Here is a 16,795-nt window from a genome sequence, read left to right as displayed (position 1 = left end):
GGCCAGCGCGAAGCCCGCCACGCCGAGCGTGAACAGGCGCTTGCGGCCGAACCGGTCGGCCAGCGTGCCGGCCGCCATCAGCAGGCTGCCGAACGCGAGCATGAACGCATTGGTGATCCAGGCGGCGGCAACCGGGCCGCCGCCGAGGTCGCGGCCGATCGCGGGCGTGGCCACCGCGCCGCCCGAAAACGCCAGCGGCAATGCCAGCGCGGCCAGGCAGACGGCGCCGAGCACGATCAGCCGGCGAGCCGGCGGCGAGGCGGTGTGGAAGGGGGTGTCGGACATCGGAATTCCTGTCGAAGCGGCCGCCGCATCGCGGTTGCGAGGCGTGTTGGCCGGAGCGACAGACGATAATTCGGATTCAATCGATGAAAAACACCGTAGGATTCCGCAAATAGCGGAGTCGAATTCCGCAATCGAGGCAAGTATGGACAACCTGAACGGCATCGTCGCCTTCGTGCGGACGGCGGAAACCTTGAGCTTCGTCGCGGCCGGGCACAAGCTCGGCATTTCGGCCTCGGCGGTCGGCAAGAGCATCGCGCGGCTCGAACGCTCGCTCGGCGTGCGGCTGTTTCACCGCACCACGCGGCGCGTCACGCTGACCGAGGAGGGCCGGCATTTCCACGAGCGCTGCCACCGCATCCTCGAAGACCTGCGCGAGGCCGAGGCGATGCTGTCGGAGGCGGCGCAAACGCCGCGCGGGCGGCTGCGCGTGAGCCTGCCCGTGATCGGTTACCGCTTCCTGCTGCCGGTGCTGCCGGCGTTCAGCGCGCGCTATCCCGACATCGAGCTCGATCTCGATTTCAACGACCGCCTGGTGGACGTGGTGGAGGGCGGCTTCGACGCCGTGATCCGCAGCGGCACGCTCAGCGATTCGAGCCTGATGTCGCGGCGGCTCGGGCCGTTCCGTTTCGTGCTGTGCGCCTCGCCCGACTACGCGGCGCGGGCTGGCGTGCCGCATTCGTTGGACGATCTGGGCGCGCACGATTGCGTGCGCTACCGCTTCCCGACCACCGGCAAGCTGCAGCCGTGGGCGCTGCTGCCCGGCGGCGAGGAGCCGCCCGGCCTGCGCACCGCGATGACCTGCAACAACATGGAGGCGTTGCGCGGCGCGGTGATCGCCGGCTTCGGGATCGGCTTCATGCCCGATTTCCTGACGCGCGATGCGCTGGCGAGCGGCACGCTGATCGAGGTGCTCGCGGCGCACACGCTCGCGCCGGGGCAGTTTTCGGTGCTCTGGCCATCGAGCCGCCAGCTTTCGCCGAAGCTGCGCGTGTTCGTCGATTTCATGTGCGAGCACCTGTTTCCGGAATCCGGGGCCGGCGTCACGCGCCCCAATGCCACGCGTCGAGCGCCATCCGCACGGCCAGCGTGAACAGCATCGCGGCCATCGCCCAGCGCTGCGCCAGCAGCCAGCGCGGCCGCGCGGCCAGGAACCCGGCCAGCGACGCCGACGACAGCGCCACCGCGCCGTTCACCGTCGCGAACACCACGATCAGCGCCGAGCCGAGCGCGACCGATTGCTGAAACACGCTGCCGGCGTGGTGATCGATGAACTGCGGCAGCAGCGACAGGAACGTCATCGCGAGCTTCGGGTTGAGCAGGCTGGTGGCCGCGCCCATCGCGACCAGCCGGCCCGGCTGCTCGGGCGGCTGGGTGCGCACTTCGAGCGGTGAACGGCCGCCGGGGCGCACCGCCTGCCAGGCCAGATGCAGGAGATACAGCGCGCCGACCGCGGCCAGCGTGCGCGCCGCGCCCGGAATCGTCAGAAAGATCGCCGTGATGCCGAAGGCCGCGCCGAACATGTAGGTCAGATAGCCGAGCATCACGCCGGCCAGCGACATCAGGCCCGCCCGGCGCCCTTGCGATACCGAGCGCGACATCACGCAAACCATGTTCGGCCCCGGCGTGACCGCCAGCATCCCGCCCACCGTGACGAATTCCACCATCGTGCTCATGATCGTTGCTTCCTTGCATGCGTGTCGGTGCGCGGCGCGCCCCGGTGAAACCGAGTATCGGCGTGCGAGGATGTTCAGTAAAACGGATTAAACTGAACACATTGCTCAGTCTTTCTGACGAATATGAAAAAGCTCGATCTCGACGTGCTGGAAATGGTGGTGGCGATCGCCGATACGGGCTCGTTCGCGCGTGCGGCCGAGGCCGTGCATCGGTCGTCGTCGGCGGTCAGCATGCAAGTGAAGGCGCTGGAGGACGCGCTCGGCAAGCCGCTGTTCGAGCGCAGCACGCGCAGCCTGACGATCACGGCCGACGGCCGCACCATCGTCGAGTGCGGGCGGCGCATGCTGGCGATGCGCGAGGAGGCCTGGGCCGCCGTGGTGCGCCCGGAGGTGCGCGGACGCGTGACGATCGGCGTGCCGGACGATTACGCGGCGACGCTGCTGCCGTCGGTGCTGCGCCAGTTCGCGCTGGCGCATCCGCGCGTGGAGATTCGCGTGATCGGCCTGTCGAGCAGCGCGCTGGTGCCGCTGATCAAGGACAACACGGTCGATCTCGCATGCATGACGCGCACGCGCGGCATGCCGGCCGAGTTCATCCGCCACGAGCCGATCGTGTGGGCAGCGCTGCCCGGCAACGCGGCGGTGTGGAACGAGCGGCCGCTGCCGATCGCCGTGTTTTCGCAGGGCAGCGCCGCGCGGGCGCGGGCCGTTGGCGCGCTGAACCAGGCCGGCATCAAGTACCGGACGTCGTACGAAAGCCCGAGCCTGGTCGGCGTGATCAGCATGGTGGAGGCAGGGCTGGCGATCGCGCCGCTCGCGCGTTGCAGCGTGCCGGCGCACTTGCAGGCGGTGGGCGAGGCCGAAGGGCTGCCGTCGCTCGGCAACGTGGAAGTGGTGCTCGCGCGCAGTGCGAATTCGGCGCGCCCGCCCTGCGATTTCCTGGCCGAACAGTTGCTGACGGACCTGCGCTGAACGCAGGCACGCATCCTGTTGCGGCGGGCCGCGCACAAGGCGCCACTACGCCGTGAATCCATCGTGTACAGTGATGTCCAGTCCGCCAGGGTGGGCGATGCCGGGCGCGCGAACATGCGATACTGCGCGCCATTCATCAGATGAAACGATCTTCGCGATCCGATTCCGACGCATGTCCGAACCTCTATACGCCACGCCGTCGCCCACCTCGGCGGCGCGCGCCAGCGCCCCCGATGCGATCCTCGCGCGCCTGCTCGACGCCCTGAGCAGCGGCGAGCTGCGCGCCGGCGCCAAGCTGCCCGACGAGGCGCAACTCGCGCAATCGTACGGCGTGCCGCGCCAATCGCTGCGCAGCGCGCTGATCGTGGTGCGCGATCTGGGCCTCGTCACCACCGAGCGCGGCCGCTTCGGCGGCACGTTCGTTGCGTCCGACATCCGCGACCGGCTGCACAGCATGGCGCTCGAACGGCGCATCGACGCGGCCGAACTGCGCAGCCTCGCCGACTGGCGGCGCGCGGTGTCGGGCGAAATCTGCCTGCTGGCGGCGCGGCGCGCGTCGGCGGCGCAGCTCGATGCGATCGAGGCCGCGGCGCAGCGTTTCGTGGATGGCGTGCTCGACGTCGACGTGCGCCGCACCGCCGATGCGCAACTGCATCTGCTGATCGCCGAGGCGAGCGGCTCGCGGCATCTCGTCGAGCAGGAAAAGGCGATTCAGGAGGCGTTCGGGGCGGTGTTCGCGTCGCTGCCGATCGTGCGGCACCCGGTGCGGGTGGCTTGCATGGATCACACCGCGCTCGTGCAGGCGCTGGTCGCGCGCGACGGCGAACGCGCGCGCGCCGCGATGATCGTGCACGTGGAAGCGAGCTACGCGTGGTGCTGCTCGCTGCTGCGCGTCGAAAAACTCACATGATGTAGACGGCCACGCTGACGAACTGGCACAGGCTCCCGCCGAGCACGAACAAATGCCAGATGCCGTGGCCGTGGCGGATCCGCTCGTCGTTGACGAAGAAGTAGATGCCGGCGCTGTAGAGCACGCCGCCGGCCACCAGCCAGGCCACGCCGTCGGGCGACAGCGCCGCCATCAGCGGCCGCATGGCGATCACGCCGAGCCAGCCCATCAGCACGTACAGCACCATCGACACGATCCGCGTGCGGCGGCCGAGCGTCAGCTCCTGGACGATGCCGAACAGCGCCAATCCCCATACCACCCCGAACAGCGTCCAGCCCCACGGCCCGCGCAGCGCGATCAGCGTGAACGGCGTGTAGCTGCCGGCGATCAGCAGGTAGATCGCCGAGTGGTCGCACTTCTGCAGGATCGCCTTCAGGCGCGGCGTGCGCACGCTGTGATAGAGCGTGGACACCGCATAGAGCACCAGCAGCGCCGCGCCGTAGATGCTCGCGCTGACCACGCGATACGGGTCGCCCTTGAGCGCGCCCATCGTGACGAGCGTGGCCAGCCCGGCCACGGAAAGCAGCGCACCGACGAGATGCGAAATACTGTTGAAACGTTCACCGACCACCACGGCCTGACCTCGGTTGTTTGACGGATTGTTGGATGACGCGGCGCCGGCGGGCGGCGTCGGAAAAATGAGCGGCGGCGATGTTGCCTCAGGCGCCGGCGAAGCGGTCCGTGGCGGCGAGCAGCGCCTTCAGGATGCCGGGTTCGTCGTACGCGTGGCCGGCGTCGGGCACCAGTTCGAAGCTCGCCCGCGGCCACGCCTTGGCCAGTTCCCAGGCGCTGCGCGCCGGCGTGGCGACGTCGTAGCGCCCCTGCACGATCGCGCCGGGAATGCCGGCGAGCTTGTGCGCGTCGCGCAGCAGTTGCCCTTCCTCGACGAAGCCGCGATTGACGAAGTAGTGATTCTCGATGCGCGCGAACGCCAGCGCGTAGTGCGGGTCGTCGAACGCGGCGGCCAGGGCGGGGTTCGGCAGCAGTGTGATGGTGCGGCCTTCCCACACGCTCCAGGCGCGTGCGGCGGCGAGCTTGGCGGCTTCGTCGTCGCCCGTCAGGCGGCGGTGATAGGCGGCCATCAGGTCGCCGCGTTCGCTGTCGGGGATCGGGGCGAGGAACGCGTCCCACAGATCGGGGAACAGCCACGACGCGCCTTCCTGGTAATACCAGAGCAGCTCGGCGCGGCGCAGCGTGAAGATGCCGCGCACCACCAGTTCGCTGACGCGCTCGGCATGCGCCTGCGCATAGGCCAGCGCCAGCGCGCTGCCCCACGAGCCGCCGAACACGAGCCAGCGCGCCACGCCGGTCATCTCGCGCAGCCGTTCGATGTCGGCCACCAGATGCTGCGTGGTGTTGTTCTCGAGGCTAGCATGCGGCGTCGAGCGGCCGCAGCCGCGCTGGTCGAACAGCAGCACGTCGTAGCGCGCCGGATCGAACAGCCGCCGATGATTCGGCCCGCTGCCCGCGCCGGGGCCGCCGTGCAGGAACACGGCCGGCTTCGCGCCCGGCGTGCCGCAGCGCTCCCAGTACAGACGATGACCGTCGCCGGTATCGAGATAACCGTGGGCGTAGGGTTCGATGGCGGGATACATGCGGCGTGCTCCGGTGGCAAGGACGGGGCCGGATGACGCGGCGGGTAAGGGCGCGGATCGCGCACGCGGCCGCCGCGCGACGGGCGTGACGCCATTATGCCGAAGCGCGCGCGCCGTTGCCGCGCCGCATCATCGCGGCGGCAACAGACTTTACAGATCGTTACCCGAATCCGCGCGGGCGGCCGCCGGGCGTTCCCTATACTCGTGCCGTTCACTCCCGATCGCGGGCGCATGCGGCCCGCCACCACGATGGCTTTCACTCCTTACGAATCCCCCCGCGCGTTGCATCGTTCTCCGGCGCGTTTGCGCCCGCTGATTGCGCGCGCCGCGTGGCTGCTGCCCGTGGCGCTGGCGCTGCCGGCGAGCGCGAGCTTTGCCGCCGGGCTGTACGACGGCAACGATCAATACGTGGGCGGCGGGCAGGGCGCGTACGGGCAGCCCGGCTATACGCCGGCGCAGCAGGGCGATTCGAATCGGGACGACGACGGCGCGCCCGCGTATCCGCCCGTCAGCCCGACGCCGCAAGCGCAACCCGCTCAGCCCGGCTATCCGCAGCGCGGCGCCGATGCGCCCGGTTACACGCCGCCGCCGTACGGCCAGACGAATCCGTTGTATGCGCAACCGAATGCGCAGCCGTATCAGTCGCAGCCTTATCAGCCGCAGCAGAGCGCGCCGCAATACGGCCAGCCCGGCTACGGCGGCGCGCAGCCCGCGCCGAACATGAACGGGCAGGGCAGCTATCCGCCGCCCGATGCCCCGCCGCCGGACGATTCGGACGACGACGGCCCGCAGCCCGGCCAACCGGGCTACGGCGGTCAGCCGGGCTATCAGGGTCAACCGGGCTACCAGGGCCAGCCCGGCAACCCGGGGCCGTCCGCCTATCCGCCGCCGAGCCCGCCGCCCGGCTACGGCCAGCCCGACGACCCGTCCGGCCAGCAGCCCTATCCGCCGCCGGGCTCGCAACCCTACGGCGCGCAGCCGCAACAGCCGGGCTACGCCCAGCCGTCGTACGCGCAACCCGGCTACGGCGTGCAATACGGCACCGTCGCGGCGATCCGTCCGATCGGCGGCGGCGCCAGTCCGTCGGGCGTGGCCGGCACGGTGGTCGGCGCGCTGGTGGGCGGCGTGCTCGGCAATCAGATCGGTCATGGCCACGGCCGCAGCGCGGCCACCGTGATCGGCGCGCTGGGCGGCGCGGCGGTCGGCAATCAGGTGGGGCAGCAGATGAACGCGCCGTCGGGCTACCGGATCGACGTGCAGCTCTCGGACGGCACGATGCGCGGCTTCGACGTGCCGGGCGCGGGCGACTGGCAGCCCGGCGACCGCGTGCGGATCGACCCGGGCAACCGGTTGTCGCGATATTGAGCGTGTGAGAACGGCGGCCGGCGCGCGCGGGTTCAGTCCGCCGCCTGGGGCCGCCTGGTTTTGGTCTTGGCCTGCCGTTTCGCTCGATTGAGTTCGACGGCCGCCCGGATCAGCGCGACGAACGCGGCTTCGTCCACCGTCTCGCCCTCGCGGATGTCGATCGCGCGCCGCACGTTGCCGTCGAGGCTCGCGTTGAACAGGCCGGCCGGATCGGCCAGCGCCGCGCCCTGGGCGAACGTCAGCTTGACCACCGCCTTGTAGGATTCGCCGGTGCACAGGATGCCGTCGAGCGACCACACCGGCGTGCCTCTCCACTTCCATTCCTCGATCACGTCCGGCGCGGCCTGCTTGATCAGCGCGCGCATGCGGGCCAGCGTGCCGCCGCGCCAGTCGCCGAGTTCGGCGATGCGGGCGTCGATCGATGCCGATGCGTCGATCCCTTCACTGCCGCCGCCAGGAGCCTTCGTCGCCATGTGCGCCTCCTTGAATGCGCGCGTCAGATGCACCACTGCGCCGCCACGTCCTGCACGCGCTGGCGCATCACGTCGCATTCGCGCGCGATCTTGTCGTTGATCGAAACAAAGCCCGACAACTGCGCGGGCGCCTCGCCGTCGGCCGGCGCACGCACGGCCGGCAGCGGCTGCAGGCGCGCCAGCGTGCCGAACTTCAGCGCGCGGCTCGGCCCGATCAGCAGGCCGTGGATGCGGCGGTTCAGCGGGCGCTGCGCTGTCTGCACGTAATGGCGGCCGGCCACGTCGCCGTCGGCGGGCTGCACGCTCGCCAGCATTTCGAGCGAGCTGATCACGAGCCGCAGCGAACGCTGGATCGCGTCGAGCTGCGCCATCGTGATGTCGGTTTCCTTCGATACCCACGGCATCAGCGAGCGCATCTGCACCAGCAGCGCGTTCAGCGCGGCCATTTCCTTCAGGTGCGCGGTATCGCTGACGGTTTGCGCGCTGACGATCCGCGCATGCACCACGGCGCAGGCGCGCAGCGAATCGGCGAGCTTGTAGCGCCACGAGTAGGTGGCGTACAGCGGCAGCGCGAACGAGAACGCCAGCGCGATGCCGATCCCGACGATCACGTTCACGGCGCGCCACAGCCCGTCGACGATCTCGTTGTCGCCGTGGCCGGCCACGATCAGGATCGTGATCGCCGACAGCAGCGCGACGTAGCCGGCCTTGCCGATCGCGTAATAGGCGCAGAGCCCGCACAGCACGCTCATCACCAGATACGTGACGATCGAGACATGCAGCGTGGATTGCAGCACGATCAGCGCCAGCCCGGCCGCCGCGCCGATGGTGGTGCCGAGCGCGCGCTCGGCCGCCTTCTTGCGGATGTTGCCGTGATGCTGGAGCCCGCCGATCACGATCAGCACCGTGATCGACGACCATTCGCCGTGCGGGATGTTCAGCCCGGTGGACAGCGCGATCGACACCAGCACGCTGAGCGCGACGCGCGCCGCGTGGATCAGCTTGGCGTGCCGGTAGCGGCGATACGGATCGAGCAGCGGGCGGAACAGCGCGCGCAGGGCGGCGGGCAGACGGAGCGGCGGAGATGCGGTCATGACGGGCAACGTAAAGGCAGGGCGCTCGCGTGGAAAACCGCGATGGGCGCGCCGTGGCTCCGGCCGCGCGCATCGCACGTTCGGACGATTCTAATGGATCGGCCCGGCCGCGCCTCCCCGTATTAACGCGACGCGCCGCAACAACAGAAAACGGACGCCGAGGCGTCCGTTTTTCGTCATGCCGCGGCGGCGGCGCAGCGCGGCATCAACGCGTCAGCGCGTCGAAACCCGCGAGCAGGCGATCCATGTCGGCGGGGGCGATCGCGCCCATCGTCGAGACGCGGAACAACGAGGCCGACAGCCCGCCCTGGCCCGCGTAGATCACGAAGCCGCGCGCCTTGAGGCCGTCGTGCAGCGGCTCGTAGCCGACGCCGGCCGGCAGCGTGTAGGCGCGCAGCACGACCGACGATTCGCCGTCCGGCAGCACCAGCGACATGCCGCGCGCGGCCAGGCCATCGCGCACCTGATCGGCGAGCGCCCGGTAACGGGCATGGCGCGCCTGCCAGCCGCCTTCGTCCTCGAACTCGCGCAGTGCCTCGACGAGCGCGTAATACGCGTGCACCGACGGCGTGAACGGCGTGTTGCGCTGGGCCTGCAGCTTGGCGAGCCGGCCGAGATCGAGGTAATAGGTGCGGCTCGCGGCGCGCGCCAGCGCCGCGTTGCGCACGATCACGAACGCCGCGCCGGGCACGCCGTGCAGGCACTTGTTGGCGGTGGCGGCCACGGCGTCGGTCACGCCGTCGGCGAAATCGATCGCTTCGGCGCCGAAGCTGCTGACGCCGTCCACCAGCAAGCGCGCGCCATGCTGGCGGCACAGCTCGGCGATCGGGCCGAGCGCGTTGAGGCGGCCGGTGGTGGTTTCGTGATGGATCACGGCCACGTGCGTGATGGCGCGGTCGGCGGCCAGCGCGGCCTCGATGCGGCCGAGATCCGGCGCTTCCATCCACTCGTGCTTGAGCACCTCGTGCGCGATCCGGTATTGCTTGGCGATCTGCGCGATGCGGTCGCCGTACACGCCGTTCTCGATCACGAGCAGCTTGCCGTCCTCGGGCACCAGCGCGGCGATCATGCTTTCGACGGCGGCGGTGCCGGAGCCCGTCATCAGCACGGCCTGCCATTCGGCCGGGTCGAGATCGTAGGCCGCGACGAGGCGCGTGCGCGCTTCGTCCTGCAGGTCGAAGAACTCGCTTTCGCGATGGCAGAGATCGGTTTGCAGCAGGCTCTGGCGCACGCGCTCGGTCAGCGTGACCGGGCCGGGATTGAGCAACAGCATCATTGGGCTCCCGCGCCGATGTGGCGCATCAGACGTTCCTTCACTTCGACCGGCGTCACGGTCGGGCGCGGCAGCCCGTCGGGCACGCCGGTGCGGATCTTCACGCAGGCGAAGCGCGCGCCGTCGGCCGGCTCGGCGAACAGCGCCTCGATCGCGCTCAGATCGCCCTCGCGCGCCGACGCATACCCGCACGCGGCCGCCACGGCGGCGAACGACACGCACGGCGAGACGGTGGATTGGCCGCCCGTCGATTCGTGCGTGCCGTTGTCGAGCAGCAGGTGGATCAGGTTCTTCGGGCCGTAGGCGCCGAGCGTGGCGAACGCGCCCATGCGCATCAGCGCGGCGCCGTCGCCGTCGACGGCCACCACGGTGAGGTCGGGGCGTGCCAGCGCGAGGCCGAGCGCGAGCGTCGTCACGCAGCCCATCGAGCCGACCATGTAGAGCTGGTTGGCGCGATCGTCGAGCGCGTACAGCTCGCGCCCGCAGAAGCCGGTGGAGGCCAGCACCACGGTCGAATCGAGCGGCGTGCGCGCGATCACGGCCGACAGCGCGTCATGGCGCGACGGCAGCGCGGCGGCGGCGTTCGCGGCCACGACCGGCACGACGTGCGGGCGCGGCGCGGGCATCGGCGCATCCTTGAGCGGATAGGCGGCCACGCTGCCTTTCTGCATCACGAGCGCGTAGGGCCGGCCCGTTTCGTCCATGTGACGGATCGCGCGGTCGAGCGCCGGGCCGATCTGCTCGGCTTCGGTGGGGAACAGCTCCCACGGGATGTCCATGGTGTCGAGCATCTGCGGCGTGATCGGCCCCATCAGCGCGTGCTGCGGCTCGTCGTGCTCGCCCGGCTTGCCGCGCCAGGTGACGATCAGCAACTGCGGCAGCTTGAAGGTCCAGGTCAGCGAGGTCAGCGGGCTGACCGCGTTGCCGAGGCCCGAGTTCTGCATCATCGCGATGCTGCGCCGGCCGCCCAGCGTGGCGCCGGCCGCGAGCGCGACCGCGTCGCCCTCGTTGGCCGCCGACACGTAGTGCAGCGACGGATCCTGCAGCACGTAATTGATGAACGGCGTCAGATACGAGCAGGGCACACCCGCGTACGAATCGAAACCGCGCGCGCGCGCGGCCTCGACGAACTGGGCTGCCTCGATCATTGCGCGTCCCCGGCGGCGGCGCCGTTCGCGAGCGGCGTCTGGCCGTGCGCGAAATCGCCCGCGCGGCGGAATTCGTCGAGGTCGTTCACGCCGCGCCAGTGGCCGTGCACGTATTGCACCGCGATCTTCTCACCGGCTTCGACGAGCACGTTCAGCAGCGCCGGGATGTCGAGCTGGTCGAAATCGGGGCGCGCCTGCAGCGTGGCCACCGTGGCCTTCAGGCGTTCGACGCCCGCGCCGCGCACGTTCAGCAGGCCGACCCAGCGGCCGTGCGGCGCGCCGTTGCCGGCGTCGCTCGCCACGCGTTGCAGCGTGACCTTCTGGCCGAACAGGCCGCGGTCGTCGGCCGACGAGCACAGCGCGAAGTCGCGCACGCTCTGGTTGGTCGAATCGGTCAGCGAGGAATCCACCACCACCGTGAATTCGGCGTCGCTTTCGGCCAGGTCGCGCACGATGTAGCTGCGGAACAGCAGGTCGCCGTACGAGACGATCGTGTCGCCCTTGACCTTGCCCAGCGCGCAGGCCAGCGAGCTCAGTTCGCCGGTTTCGGCGTGACGCTCGTTGACGACCAGCTTGATGCCGGCCGAATCGATCGCATCGGCGCGATAACCGCCCACCACCGTGATGTCGTTGACGCCTTCCTTCTTGAAGCCGTCGACGATCCAGCGCAGCAGCGGCTTGCCGGCGATCGGCAGCATGACCTTCGGCTTGTCTTCGGTGACGGCCTCGAGGCCCTTGCCGCGGCTGGCCGCCAGCACGATGGCCGAGTTCGACGAACGCGACGACGACGACAGGTAGATGCGCTCGGCCGCCGAATATTCGTCGGCGTCCTGCAGGCGGAAGATTTCGTTGACGGTGACCACGCGGTCTTCGACGTTGACGAGCGTTTCGTTCTCGAAGATGTCGCGCGCGGTGGCCTGCATCGCGGCGGCCGACGAGCGGACCAGATGGTTCGCCCAGATCACGGTGCTGATGCCGGCCTGGCGGAACACGTCGGTCGGCGTGCTGTAGTACTTGGTCGGCACGATCACGATCGGCGCGCGGTTGTTCCACTGGCGCGCGAATTCGAGGATCTCGTCCGGGCGCGACAGCTTGCTGTGCATCAGGATCGCGTCGGCGCCGGCATCGGCGTAGGCGTGTGCGCGGCGCAGCGCTTCATCCATGCCCCAGCCCGCGATCAGCGCTTCCACGCGCGCCACGATCGAGAAGTTCGAATCCGTCTGCGAATCCTTGCCGGCCTTGATCTTGCCCGCGAACTCGTCGATCTCGGCGAGCGGCTGGCGTTCGCCGTCGATGAAGCTGTTGGTCTTGGGGAATTGCTTGTCTTCGATACAGACGCCGGCGATGCCGCGCTGTTCGAGCTTGCGCACCAGGCGGCGCATGTTGTTGAAGTTGCCGTAGCCGGTGTCGCCGTCGAGCAGGATCGGCAGGTCGCTGGCGTCGGCCATGAATTCGAGCACGTCGACCACCTGGGTCCAGCTCGCTTCGTTGTTGTCGCGCACGCCGAGCGCGGCCGAGATCGACAGGCCCGAGCCCCAGATGCCCTTGAAGCCGGCTTCGCGCACGATGCGTGCGGACAGGCCGTTGTGCGCTTCCATCAGGAATTCGAGCTGGTTGCTCGTCAGCATGCGGCGCAGCCGCGCGGCGCGGGATTCGGTGAAGTTGTTCGGTTCGCGTGCGTTCATCGTGCGGCTCCTACGGTATTGCGCTGAATCAGCGGGAGAACTTCGTCAGCCGCGCGGGCGACGTCGTTCGGGAAATCGATTTCGATCCACGGGGCGCCGGTCACGTCGGCGACGTCGAACGGGCGGCCGCCTTCGAGCAGCAGGTCGCGCACGGCTTCCTCGTGGGGCAGGTTGGCGCGGCCCGAATCGATGTAGCCGGCGACGATCTCGGCGAGGCGCTTGGCCGTGGCTTCGCTGAAGCGGAAGAAGCCGACCGATTCGCCGATGGTGTCGTATTGCAGATCGACGGCCAGTTGCTTGCGCAGCTCGACGGGCACGCCGTCCTTCACGCACAGCTTGACGGGCTCGTCGCCGGCCTCGAAATCGCGGTCGATCAGCAGGCGGTCGACCGATTGCTCGGGGTTGGCGACCAGCGCCTGCATGATGCTGTCGTCGTAGAGCACGTCGGCGTCCATCAGCAGGACGTCGCCGCCGCGCGTCAGCGCGTCGGCCGCGGTGTGCACGGTCAGCACGCTGCCGAGGTCGAAACGCGGGTTCAGGACGATTTCGGCCTGGCGTCCGAGGCGGGCCAGTTCGGCCTCGACCTTTTCGTGCTGGAAGCCGAGCGCGAGGACGATCTCGGTCACGCCGAGCGATTCGAGCAGGCGCAGGTGGCGCTCGAGCAGCGACACGTCGTCGAAGCGCAGCAGGCACTTCGGATACTGCGCTTCGGGCGGCAGTTGCAGGCGCAGGCCGAGGCCTGCGGCCAGGATGATGGCTCGCATTGAATACTCCACGCTATGTAATGGTTACTTGGCCGGATGCGGTCCGGCCGAGGGTTCGCCCGCCAGGCACGGCGCGGGCTGGCCCTAGTCCGCGAGCTGCGGCGCACGGCGCCGCTGCCAGTTTCTTTCGCTGAAATGCAGATACAGAATGCCGGGCATGCCGAGCGCGAGCTCGCGCGCGCGCTTGGCCAGCGACAGCGCGAGCGCCGCGTCCGGCGGCAGCCCGACGAGCGGCGCCAGCAGCAGATAGCCGCCTTCCTGCGCGCCGAGCGAACCGGGAATCATGAACGCCGCGCCGCGGATCGCCTGGCCGACGCTTTCGAGCAGCAGCGCATCGACCCAGCTGACCGGATGGCCGAGGAAGTGCAGCGCGAGCCACACCTCGCCGGTGCCGAGCAGCCAGCCGCCGAAGCTGTACCAGAACGTGGCGATCACGCGGTCGCGCTTGCCGTACAACTCGCCGACGGCGGCATCGATCGCATCGGCGCGCGTGGCCAGCGACGGCCAGTCGCGCGGGCCGAGCGCTTTCGACACCATCCGCAGGCCCCGGCCGAACAGGCCGCGCCGCTGCGCCAGATAGAAGCCGAACGCACAGGCGCCGAGCAGCGCGGTGGCGATCAGGGCCGGCGTGCGCAGGTGAGTGGCCGCGGCGCTGTTCGCGCCGAAGCTGAACACGGCGATGCCGCCGAGCGCGAACAGGATCTGCGCGAGCGCCTGCATGGTGGTGCTGACCGTGACGGCCGCGGCCGCACGGGGCATCGGCACGCCCTTTTGCGACAGGTAGCGCGCCATCAGCACCGGGCCGCCGATCTGGCCGGCCGGCAGCAGGCTGTTGACCGATTCGAGCACCCAGCGCGCGAACAGCGTCTCGCGCGTCGACACGCCCGGCGTGCCGCGCGGGAACATCACGGCGATCGCGCGCGCGTCGACCACGAGCGGGATCAGGTGGAACGCGGCGACCAGCAGCAGGCCCCAGCCGGCCGTGGCCAGCGTGGACACCACAGCGCCGAAGCCCTGCCAGGACAGCAGGGCGATGAACAATGCCGTCCCGATGGACAGCAGGACGATTCCGGCGCGCGTCATTTCTGGGCGGGGCGCCGCGCGGCGAGCTGCTTGAAGACCTGGCGGAAGCCGAAGTACGCGATCGCGTCCTTCATGTTCGAGATGAAGCGCTTCCACGGGCGCATGCCGGGGTCGGTCACGTATTCGAAGGTCAGCGACACGCGGATCTCGTTCTCGCCCATCGGCGAGATGCGATGGCGCAGCTTGTCGCCGTCGAACAGCACGATGCCGCCGTCGGGGATCTGCGTCGTGCCCGGCTCGTCGGCCACGGCCGGGTTGCGCGTGTGCAGTTCGTAGTCGAGACGGCAGGTCGATTCGTCGATCACGCCGATCAGCAGCGTGTAGCGGCGGCCGTCGTAATAGGAGGTGTCGTAGTGCCAGCCGATGTGGTCGCCCGGCTTCGTGTAGTAGTACAGCGCGTAGGCGTGCGGATCGTCGGCGGGCGACACCTGCAGCGTGTCGCCGGTCAACTTTTCGAGGAACGCGATCAGCGCCGGCGAGCGATACAGCTCGGCGATGAACGGCGCCTTCTCGTCGATCGTGTGGCGGCTGACGCTGCCGCCCTGTTTGTGGCCGGGCAGGTAGTTCCGGTTGACGTCGGGCAGCAGCGCGCGCGCCAGGTCGGCCAGGCGCTGCGAGGCGTCGGGCGGCAGGAACGATTTCAGGTGGATGAACGCGCCCTGGCGGTCGAACTCGCGATGCAGGTGATCGGCGTCGAGCGCGGCGGCGGCGCCGGCAACGGCGCGGTCGGCGCTTGCGGAGGCGGCGTGGCCGGTCATCGGGGCGCTGGCGCGCGGTTCGAATCCGGCTTCTGTCTGGGTACTCATGGAATGGTCAGGCCTTCGGGGTGTCGGCGGCCGGCACGGCGCCGCGGCGCACGACGCGCCAGTAATCGATCACGACCCAGGCCGCGAACACGGGCGCGCCGATCGCGGCGGCCAGGACGAAGCGCTCGACGCCGTCGAGCAGCGTGACGATGGGCAGCAGGTACAGCACGTCTTCGGTTTCGAAGCCGCCGATCGAGGCCTGCTTGGTGCCGGCCTTGCCCGCGAACGATTCGATGCGCATGCGCAGGAAGAAGATCAGCGCGACGGCCGCGCCGGCCACCGTGCCGAGCAGCACCGGCGACGCGAACATGTGGCCGCCTTGCGCCACCACGCCCGCGCCCATGCAGACGAACAGCGCGACGGTGATCACCGCGTCGCTGGCGAGGTCGTAGAAGTGGCCGATCTTGCTGGTCTTGCCGCTGATGCGGGCCAGTTCGCCGTCGGTGTGGTCGACGAAGTTCGACAGCACGATCAGGAGCGCGCCGGCGTTGATCCAGCCGAAGCCGCCCTGCGCCAGGCAGACGGCGCCCGCAAGGCCGATCAGCAGGCGCAGCGTGGTCAGGTGGTTCGGGGTGACGGGCGTGTCGACGAGCGGCGTGACGAGCCGGCGCGCGAGCCGCGCATCCCACGTACGGGGGGGCGGCGGCGCGATGAATTTTCTTTGGTCCATCGGCGGAATATATACGGATTTGTAACGATTTGCTTTTTCGTAGGCTCAATTTTGACACGGCTATGTCGGACCCGGGTTTAACCAAAATCATCGGCCTGCCCGGGTGGGCAAAATCGGGCGACAAAATTTGCGGCGTTTCGTTTCGTTTCGTGGCGCGCCCGCGCAATGGGGCGCAATCGTGATCGGCCCGGAAGGCTTGTCGCAGAAGGGTTGGCGGCGCAATGGCGGAGGCGGAGCGGGGCGCGTCGATATGTTTAGTCAGCGCGCCGCCCGTTTTCGCGGCGCAACGATCTGTTGCGCGATGGGTACTTTCGAGGCGAATCCGGTGTGGCCGAAACGCCGCGCGCCGCCGCACGACATGCGGCGCTTGTTGATGAAGGGGCGAACAAAATGCCCGGCTCCCGGCCGATTGTTCGGCAGTCGTTGCGATCGTGGCGCGAAGCCGCGCGCCGAAACCCGATGCTGCGCCGCCCGCACGCTTGATCGTTCCGGCGAGGCCCGCCACGATGGGCGCGGATCGTCTTTTTTCTCCTTCTTTTCGCCACGGAACCCACGATGACGCTCAAGCCCCTGCTGGCCTGTTTCCTGTTCGCCGCGAGCGGCGCCACGTTCGCGAAAGCGCCCGATTGCATGGATAGCGCGACCACGCAACTCGACATGAACACCTGCGCCGCCAGCAAGAGCGCGAAATCCGACGCGCAACTGAACCGCACCTACCGCGAGCTGCTTGGCCGGCTCGATGCGAAATCGGCCGCGAAGCTCAAGGAGGCGCAACGCCGCTGGGTGGCCTGGCGCGACGCGCAATGCGCCTACGAGGTCAGCGGCGCGAGCGGCGGCAGCATCGCGCCGATGGTTCAGGCGCAATGCGTCGATCAGCTCACGCAGGCGCAGACCCAACTGCTCGACAAGCATCTGCACTGCGAGGAGGGCGACGTCAGTTGCGCGAAGTGACGCGCGAGC

General features: G+C 69.4%; 16 protein-coding genes and 2 pseudogenes. 5 read left to right on the top strand and 13 right to left on the bottom strand.

Annotation, left to right across the window (positions count from 1 at the left end):
* A partial coding sequence (locus tag G3N92_RS07650; protein ID WP_206126858.1) for an MFS transporter occupies nucleotides 1-285 on the bottom strand: 285 nt, incomplete at its 3' end.
* Nucleotides 286-427: 142 nt separating this feature from the next.
* Between G3N92_RS07650 and G3N92_RS07645 the strand changes: the two are divergent.
* A pseudogene (locus tag G3N92_RS07645) lies at nucleotides 428-1,306 on the top strand (LysR family transcriptional regulator); the annotation flags it as partial.
* Between the two features lie 19 nt (nucleotides 1,307-1,325).
* On the opposite strand, the gene G3N92_RS07640 reads toward G3N92_RS07645, so the two are convergent.
* On the bottom strand, nucleotides 1,326-1,958 hold the full coding sequence (locus G3N92_RS07640; RefSeq protein ID WP_206126856.1) for a LysE family translocator: 633 nt from the start codon (nucleotides 1,956-1,958) through the stop codon (nucleotides 1,326-1,328).
* A 123-nt stretch (nucleotides 1,959-2,081) separates the two neighbouring features.
* Between G3N92_RS07640 and G3N92_RS07635 the strand changes: the two genes are divergently transcribed.
* Both G3N92_RS07635 and G3N92_RS07630 read left to right on the top strand, forming a co-directional pair.
* Nucleotides 2,082-2,930, top strand: coding sequence for a LysR substrate-binding domain-containing protein (locus G3N92_RS07635; RefSeq protein ID WP_206126855.1), 849 nt, complete (start codon nucleotides 2,082-2,084; stop codon nucleotides 2,928-2,930).
* 172 nt (nucleotides 2,931-3,102) lie between these two features.
* Nucleotides 3,103-3,840, top strand: a complete 738-nt coding sequence (locus tag G3N92_RS07630; RefSeq protein ID WP_206126854.1) for an FCD domain-containing protein — start codon at nucleotides 3,103-3,105, stop codon at nucleotides 3,838-3,840.
* On the opposite strand, the gene G3N92_RS07625 is transcribed toward G3N92_RS07630, so the two are convergent.
* The gene (locus G3N92_RS07625; protein ID WP_206126853.1) at nucleotides 3,833-4,453 is read right to left on the bottom strand and encodes a hemolysin III family protein; all 621 of its coding nucleotides are present in this window, start codon (nucleotides 4,451-4,453) and stop codon (nucleotides 3,833-3,835) included. The two genes, G3N92_RS07630 and G3N92_RS07625, sit on opposite strands and share 8 nt — an antisense overlap.
* Before the next feature lie 85 nt (nucleotides 4,454-4,538).
* Entirely contained in the window at nucleotides 4,539-5,474 is a 936-nt protein-coding gene (pip, locus tag G3N92_RS07620; RefSeq protein ID WP_206126852.1) for a prolyl aminopeptidase, read from the bottom strand.
* Between the two features lie 807 nt (nucleotides 5,475-6,281).
* Here pip and G3N92_RS07615 point away from each other — a divergent pair.
* Nucleotides 6,282-6,839: pseudogene (locus G3N92_RS07615) on the top strand (glycine zipper 2TM domain-containing protein); the annotation flags it as partial.
* A gap of 32 nt (nucleotides 6,840-6,871) precedes the next feature.
* On the opposite strand, the gene G3N92_RS07610 reads toward G3N92_RS07615, so the two are convergent.
* The 9 genes from G3N92_RS07610 to G3N92_RS07570 form a co-directional block, all read right to left on the bottom strand.
* Entirely contained in the window at nucleotides 6,872-7,312 is a 441-nt protein-coding gene (locus G3N92_RS07610; protein ID WP_241014642.1) for a DUF1801 domain-containing protein, read from the bottom strand.
* Between the two features lie 23 nt (nucleotides 7,313-7,335).
* Entirely contained in the window at nucleotides 7,336-8,406 is a 1,071-nt protein-coding gene (locus tag G3N92_RS07605) for an FUSC family protein (RefSeq protein WP_206126850.1), read from the bottom strand.
* 205 nt (nucleotides 8,407-8,611) lie between these two features.
* Nucleotides 8,612-9,679: a 2-aminoethylphosphonate aminotransferase gene (locus G3N92_RS07600; protein WP_206126860.1), complete on the bottom strand. Its 1,068-nt coding sequence runs from the start codon at nucleotides 9,677-9,679 to the stop codon at nucleotides 8,612-8,614.
* Nucleotides 9,679-10,827 (bottom strand): phosphonopyruvate decarboxylase, encoded by a 1,149-nt coding sequence (gene aepY / locus G3N92_RS07595; RefSeq protein WP_206126849.1) that lies wholly within the window; start codon nucleotides 10,825-10,827, stop codon nucleotides 9,679-9,681. The genes G3N92_RS07600 and aepY overlap by 1 nt, the downstream gene beginning before the upstream one ends.
* On the bottom strand, nucleotides 10,824-12,512 hold the full coding sequence (gene aepX, locus G3N92_RS07590) for a phosphoenolpyruvate mutase (RefSeq protein ID WP_206126848.1): 1,689 nt from the start codon (nucleotides 12,510-12,512) through the stop codon (nucleotides 10,824-10,826). Before aepX ends, aepY begins: the two co-directional genes overlap by 4 nt.
* Nucleotides 12,509-13,276 carry a phosphocholine cytidylyltransferase family protein gene (locus G3N92_RS07585; RefSeq protein WP_206126847.1) on the bottom strand — a complete coding sequence of 256 codons (768 nt, stop codon included), beginning with the start codon at nucleotides 13,274-13,276 and terminating at the stop codon, nucleotides 12,509-12,511. Before G3N92_RS07585 ends, aepX begins: the two co-directional genes overlap by 4 nt.
* Before the next feature lie 84 nt (nucleotides 13,277-13,360).
* Nucleotides 13,361-14,359, bottom strand: a complete 999-nt coding sequence (locus G3N92_RS07580; RefSeq protein ID WP_206126846.1) for an HpnL family protein — start codon at nucleotides 14,357-14,359, stop codon at nucleotides 13,361-13,363.
* Nucleotides 14,356-15,165, bottom strand: coding sequence for a 2OG-Fe(II) oxygenase (locus tag G3N92_RS07575; RefSeq protein WP_206126845.1), 810 nt, complete (start codon nucleotides 15,163-15,165; stop codon nucleotides 14,356-14,358). Before G3N92_RS07575 ends, G3N92_RS07580 begins: the two co-directional genes overlap by 4 nt.
* 7 nt (nucleotides 15,166-15,172) lie before the next feature.
* Entirely contained in the window at nucleotides 15,173-15,835 is a 663-nt protein-coding gene (locus G3N92_RS07570) for a CDP-alcohol phosphatidyltransferase family protein (protein WP_206126844.1), read from the bottom strand.
* Between the two features lie 555 nt (nucleotides 15,836-16,390).
* Between G3N92_RS07570 and G3N92_RS07565 the strand changes: the two genes are divergently transcribed.
* Nucleotides 16,391-16,786: a lysozyme inhibitor LprI family protein gene (locus tag G3N92_RS07565; RefSeq protein WP_206126843.1), complete on the top strand. Its 396-nt coding sequence runs from the start codon at nucleotides 16,391-16,393 to the stop codon at nucleotides 16,784-16,786.
* The last annotated feature ends 9 nt before the right edge of the window (nucleotides 16,787-16,795 follow it).

It is taken from the genome of Burkholderia sp. Ac-20379 (assembly GCF_017104645.1).
Classification (GTDB): Bacteria; Pseudomonadota; Gammaproteobacteria; order Burkholderiales; family Burkholderiaceae; genus Burkholderia.
This window is presented reverse-complemented; position numbering and strand designations above follow the sequence as displayed.

Bases quoted from the DNA above. Each gene is read 5' to 3' on its own strand.
- G3N92_RS07585 (WP_206126847.1), bottom strand. From the start codon at position 13,276: ATGCGAGCCATCATCCTGGCCGCAGGCCTCGGCCTGCGCCTGCAACTG.
- G3N92_RS07575 (WP_206126845.1), bottom strand. From the start codon at position 15,165: ATGAGTACCCAGACAGAAGCCGGATTCGAACCGCGCGCCAGCGCCCCG.
- G3N92_RS07580 (WP_206126846.1), bottom strand. From the start codon at position 14,359: ATGACGCGCGCCGGAATCGTCCTGCTGTCCATCGGGACGGCATTGTTC.
- G3N92_RS07630 (WP_206126854.1), top strand. From the start codon at position 3,103: ATGTCCGAACCTCTATACGCCACGCCGTCGCCCACCTCGGCGGCGCGC.
- pip (WP_206126852.1), bottom strand. From the start codon at position 5,474: ATGTATCCCGCCATCGAACCCTACGCCCACGGTTATCTCGATACCGGC.
- G3N92_RS07635 (WP_206126855.1), top strand. From the start codon at position 2,082: ATGAAAAAGCTCGATCTCGACGTGCTGGAAATGGTGGTGGCGATCGCC.
- G3N92_RS07565 (WP_206126843.1), top strand. From the start codon at position 16,391: ATGACGCTCAAGCCCCTGCTGGCCTGTTTCCTGTTCGCCGCGAGCGGC.
- G3N92_RS07640 (WP_206126856.1), bottom strand. From the start codon at position 1,958: ATGAGCACGATGGTGGAATTCGTCACGGTGGGCGGGATGCTGGCGGTC.
- aepY (WP_206126849.1), bottom strand. From the start codon at position 10,827: ATGATCGAGGCAGCCCAGTTCGTCGAGGCCGCGCGCGCGCGCGGTTTC.
- G3N92_RS07570 (WP_206126844.1), bottom strand. From the start codon at position 15,835: ATGGACCAAAGAAAATTCATCGCGCCGCCGCCCCCCCGTACGTGGGAT.
- aepX (WP_206126848.1), bottom strand. From the start codon at position 12,512: ATGAACGCACGCGAACCGAACAACTTCACCGAATCCCGCGCCGCGCGG.
- G3N92_RS07610 (WP_241014642.1), bottom strand. From the start codon at position 7,312: ATGGCGACGAAGGCTCCTGGCGGCGGCAGTGAAGGGATCGACGCATCG.
- G3N92_RS07600 (WP_206126860.1), bottom strand. From the start codon at position 9,679: ATGCTGTTGCTCAATCCCGGCCCGGTCACGCTGACCGAGCGCGTGCGC.
- G3N92_RS07605 (WP_206126850.1), bottom strand. From the start codon at position 8,406: ATGACCGCATCTCCGCCGCTCCGTCTGCCCGCCGCCCTGCGCGCGCTG.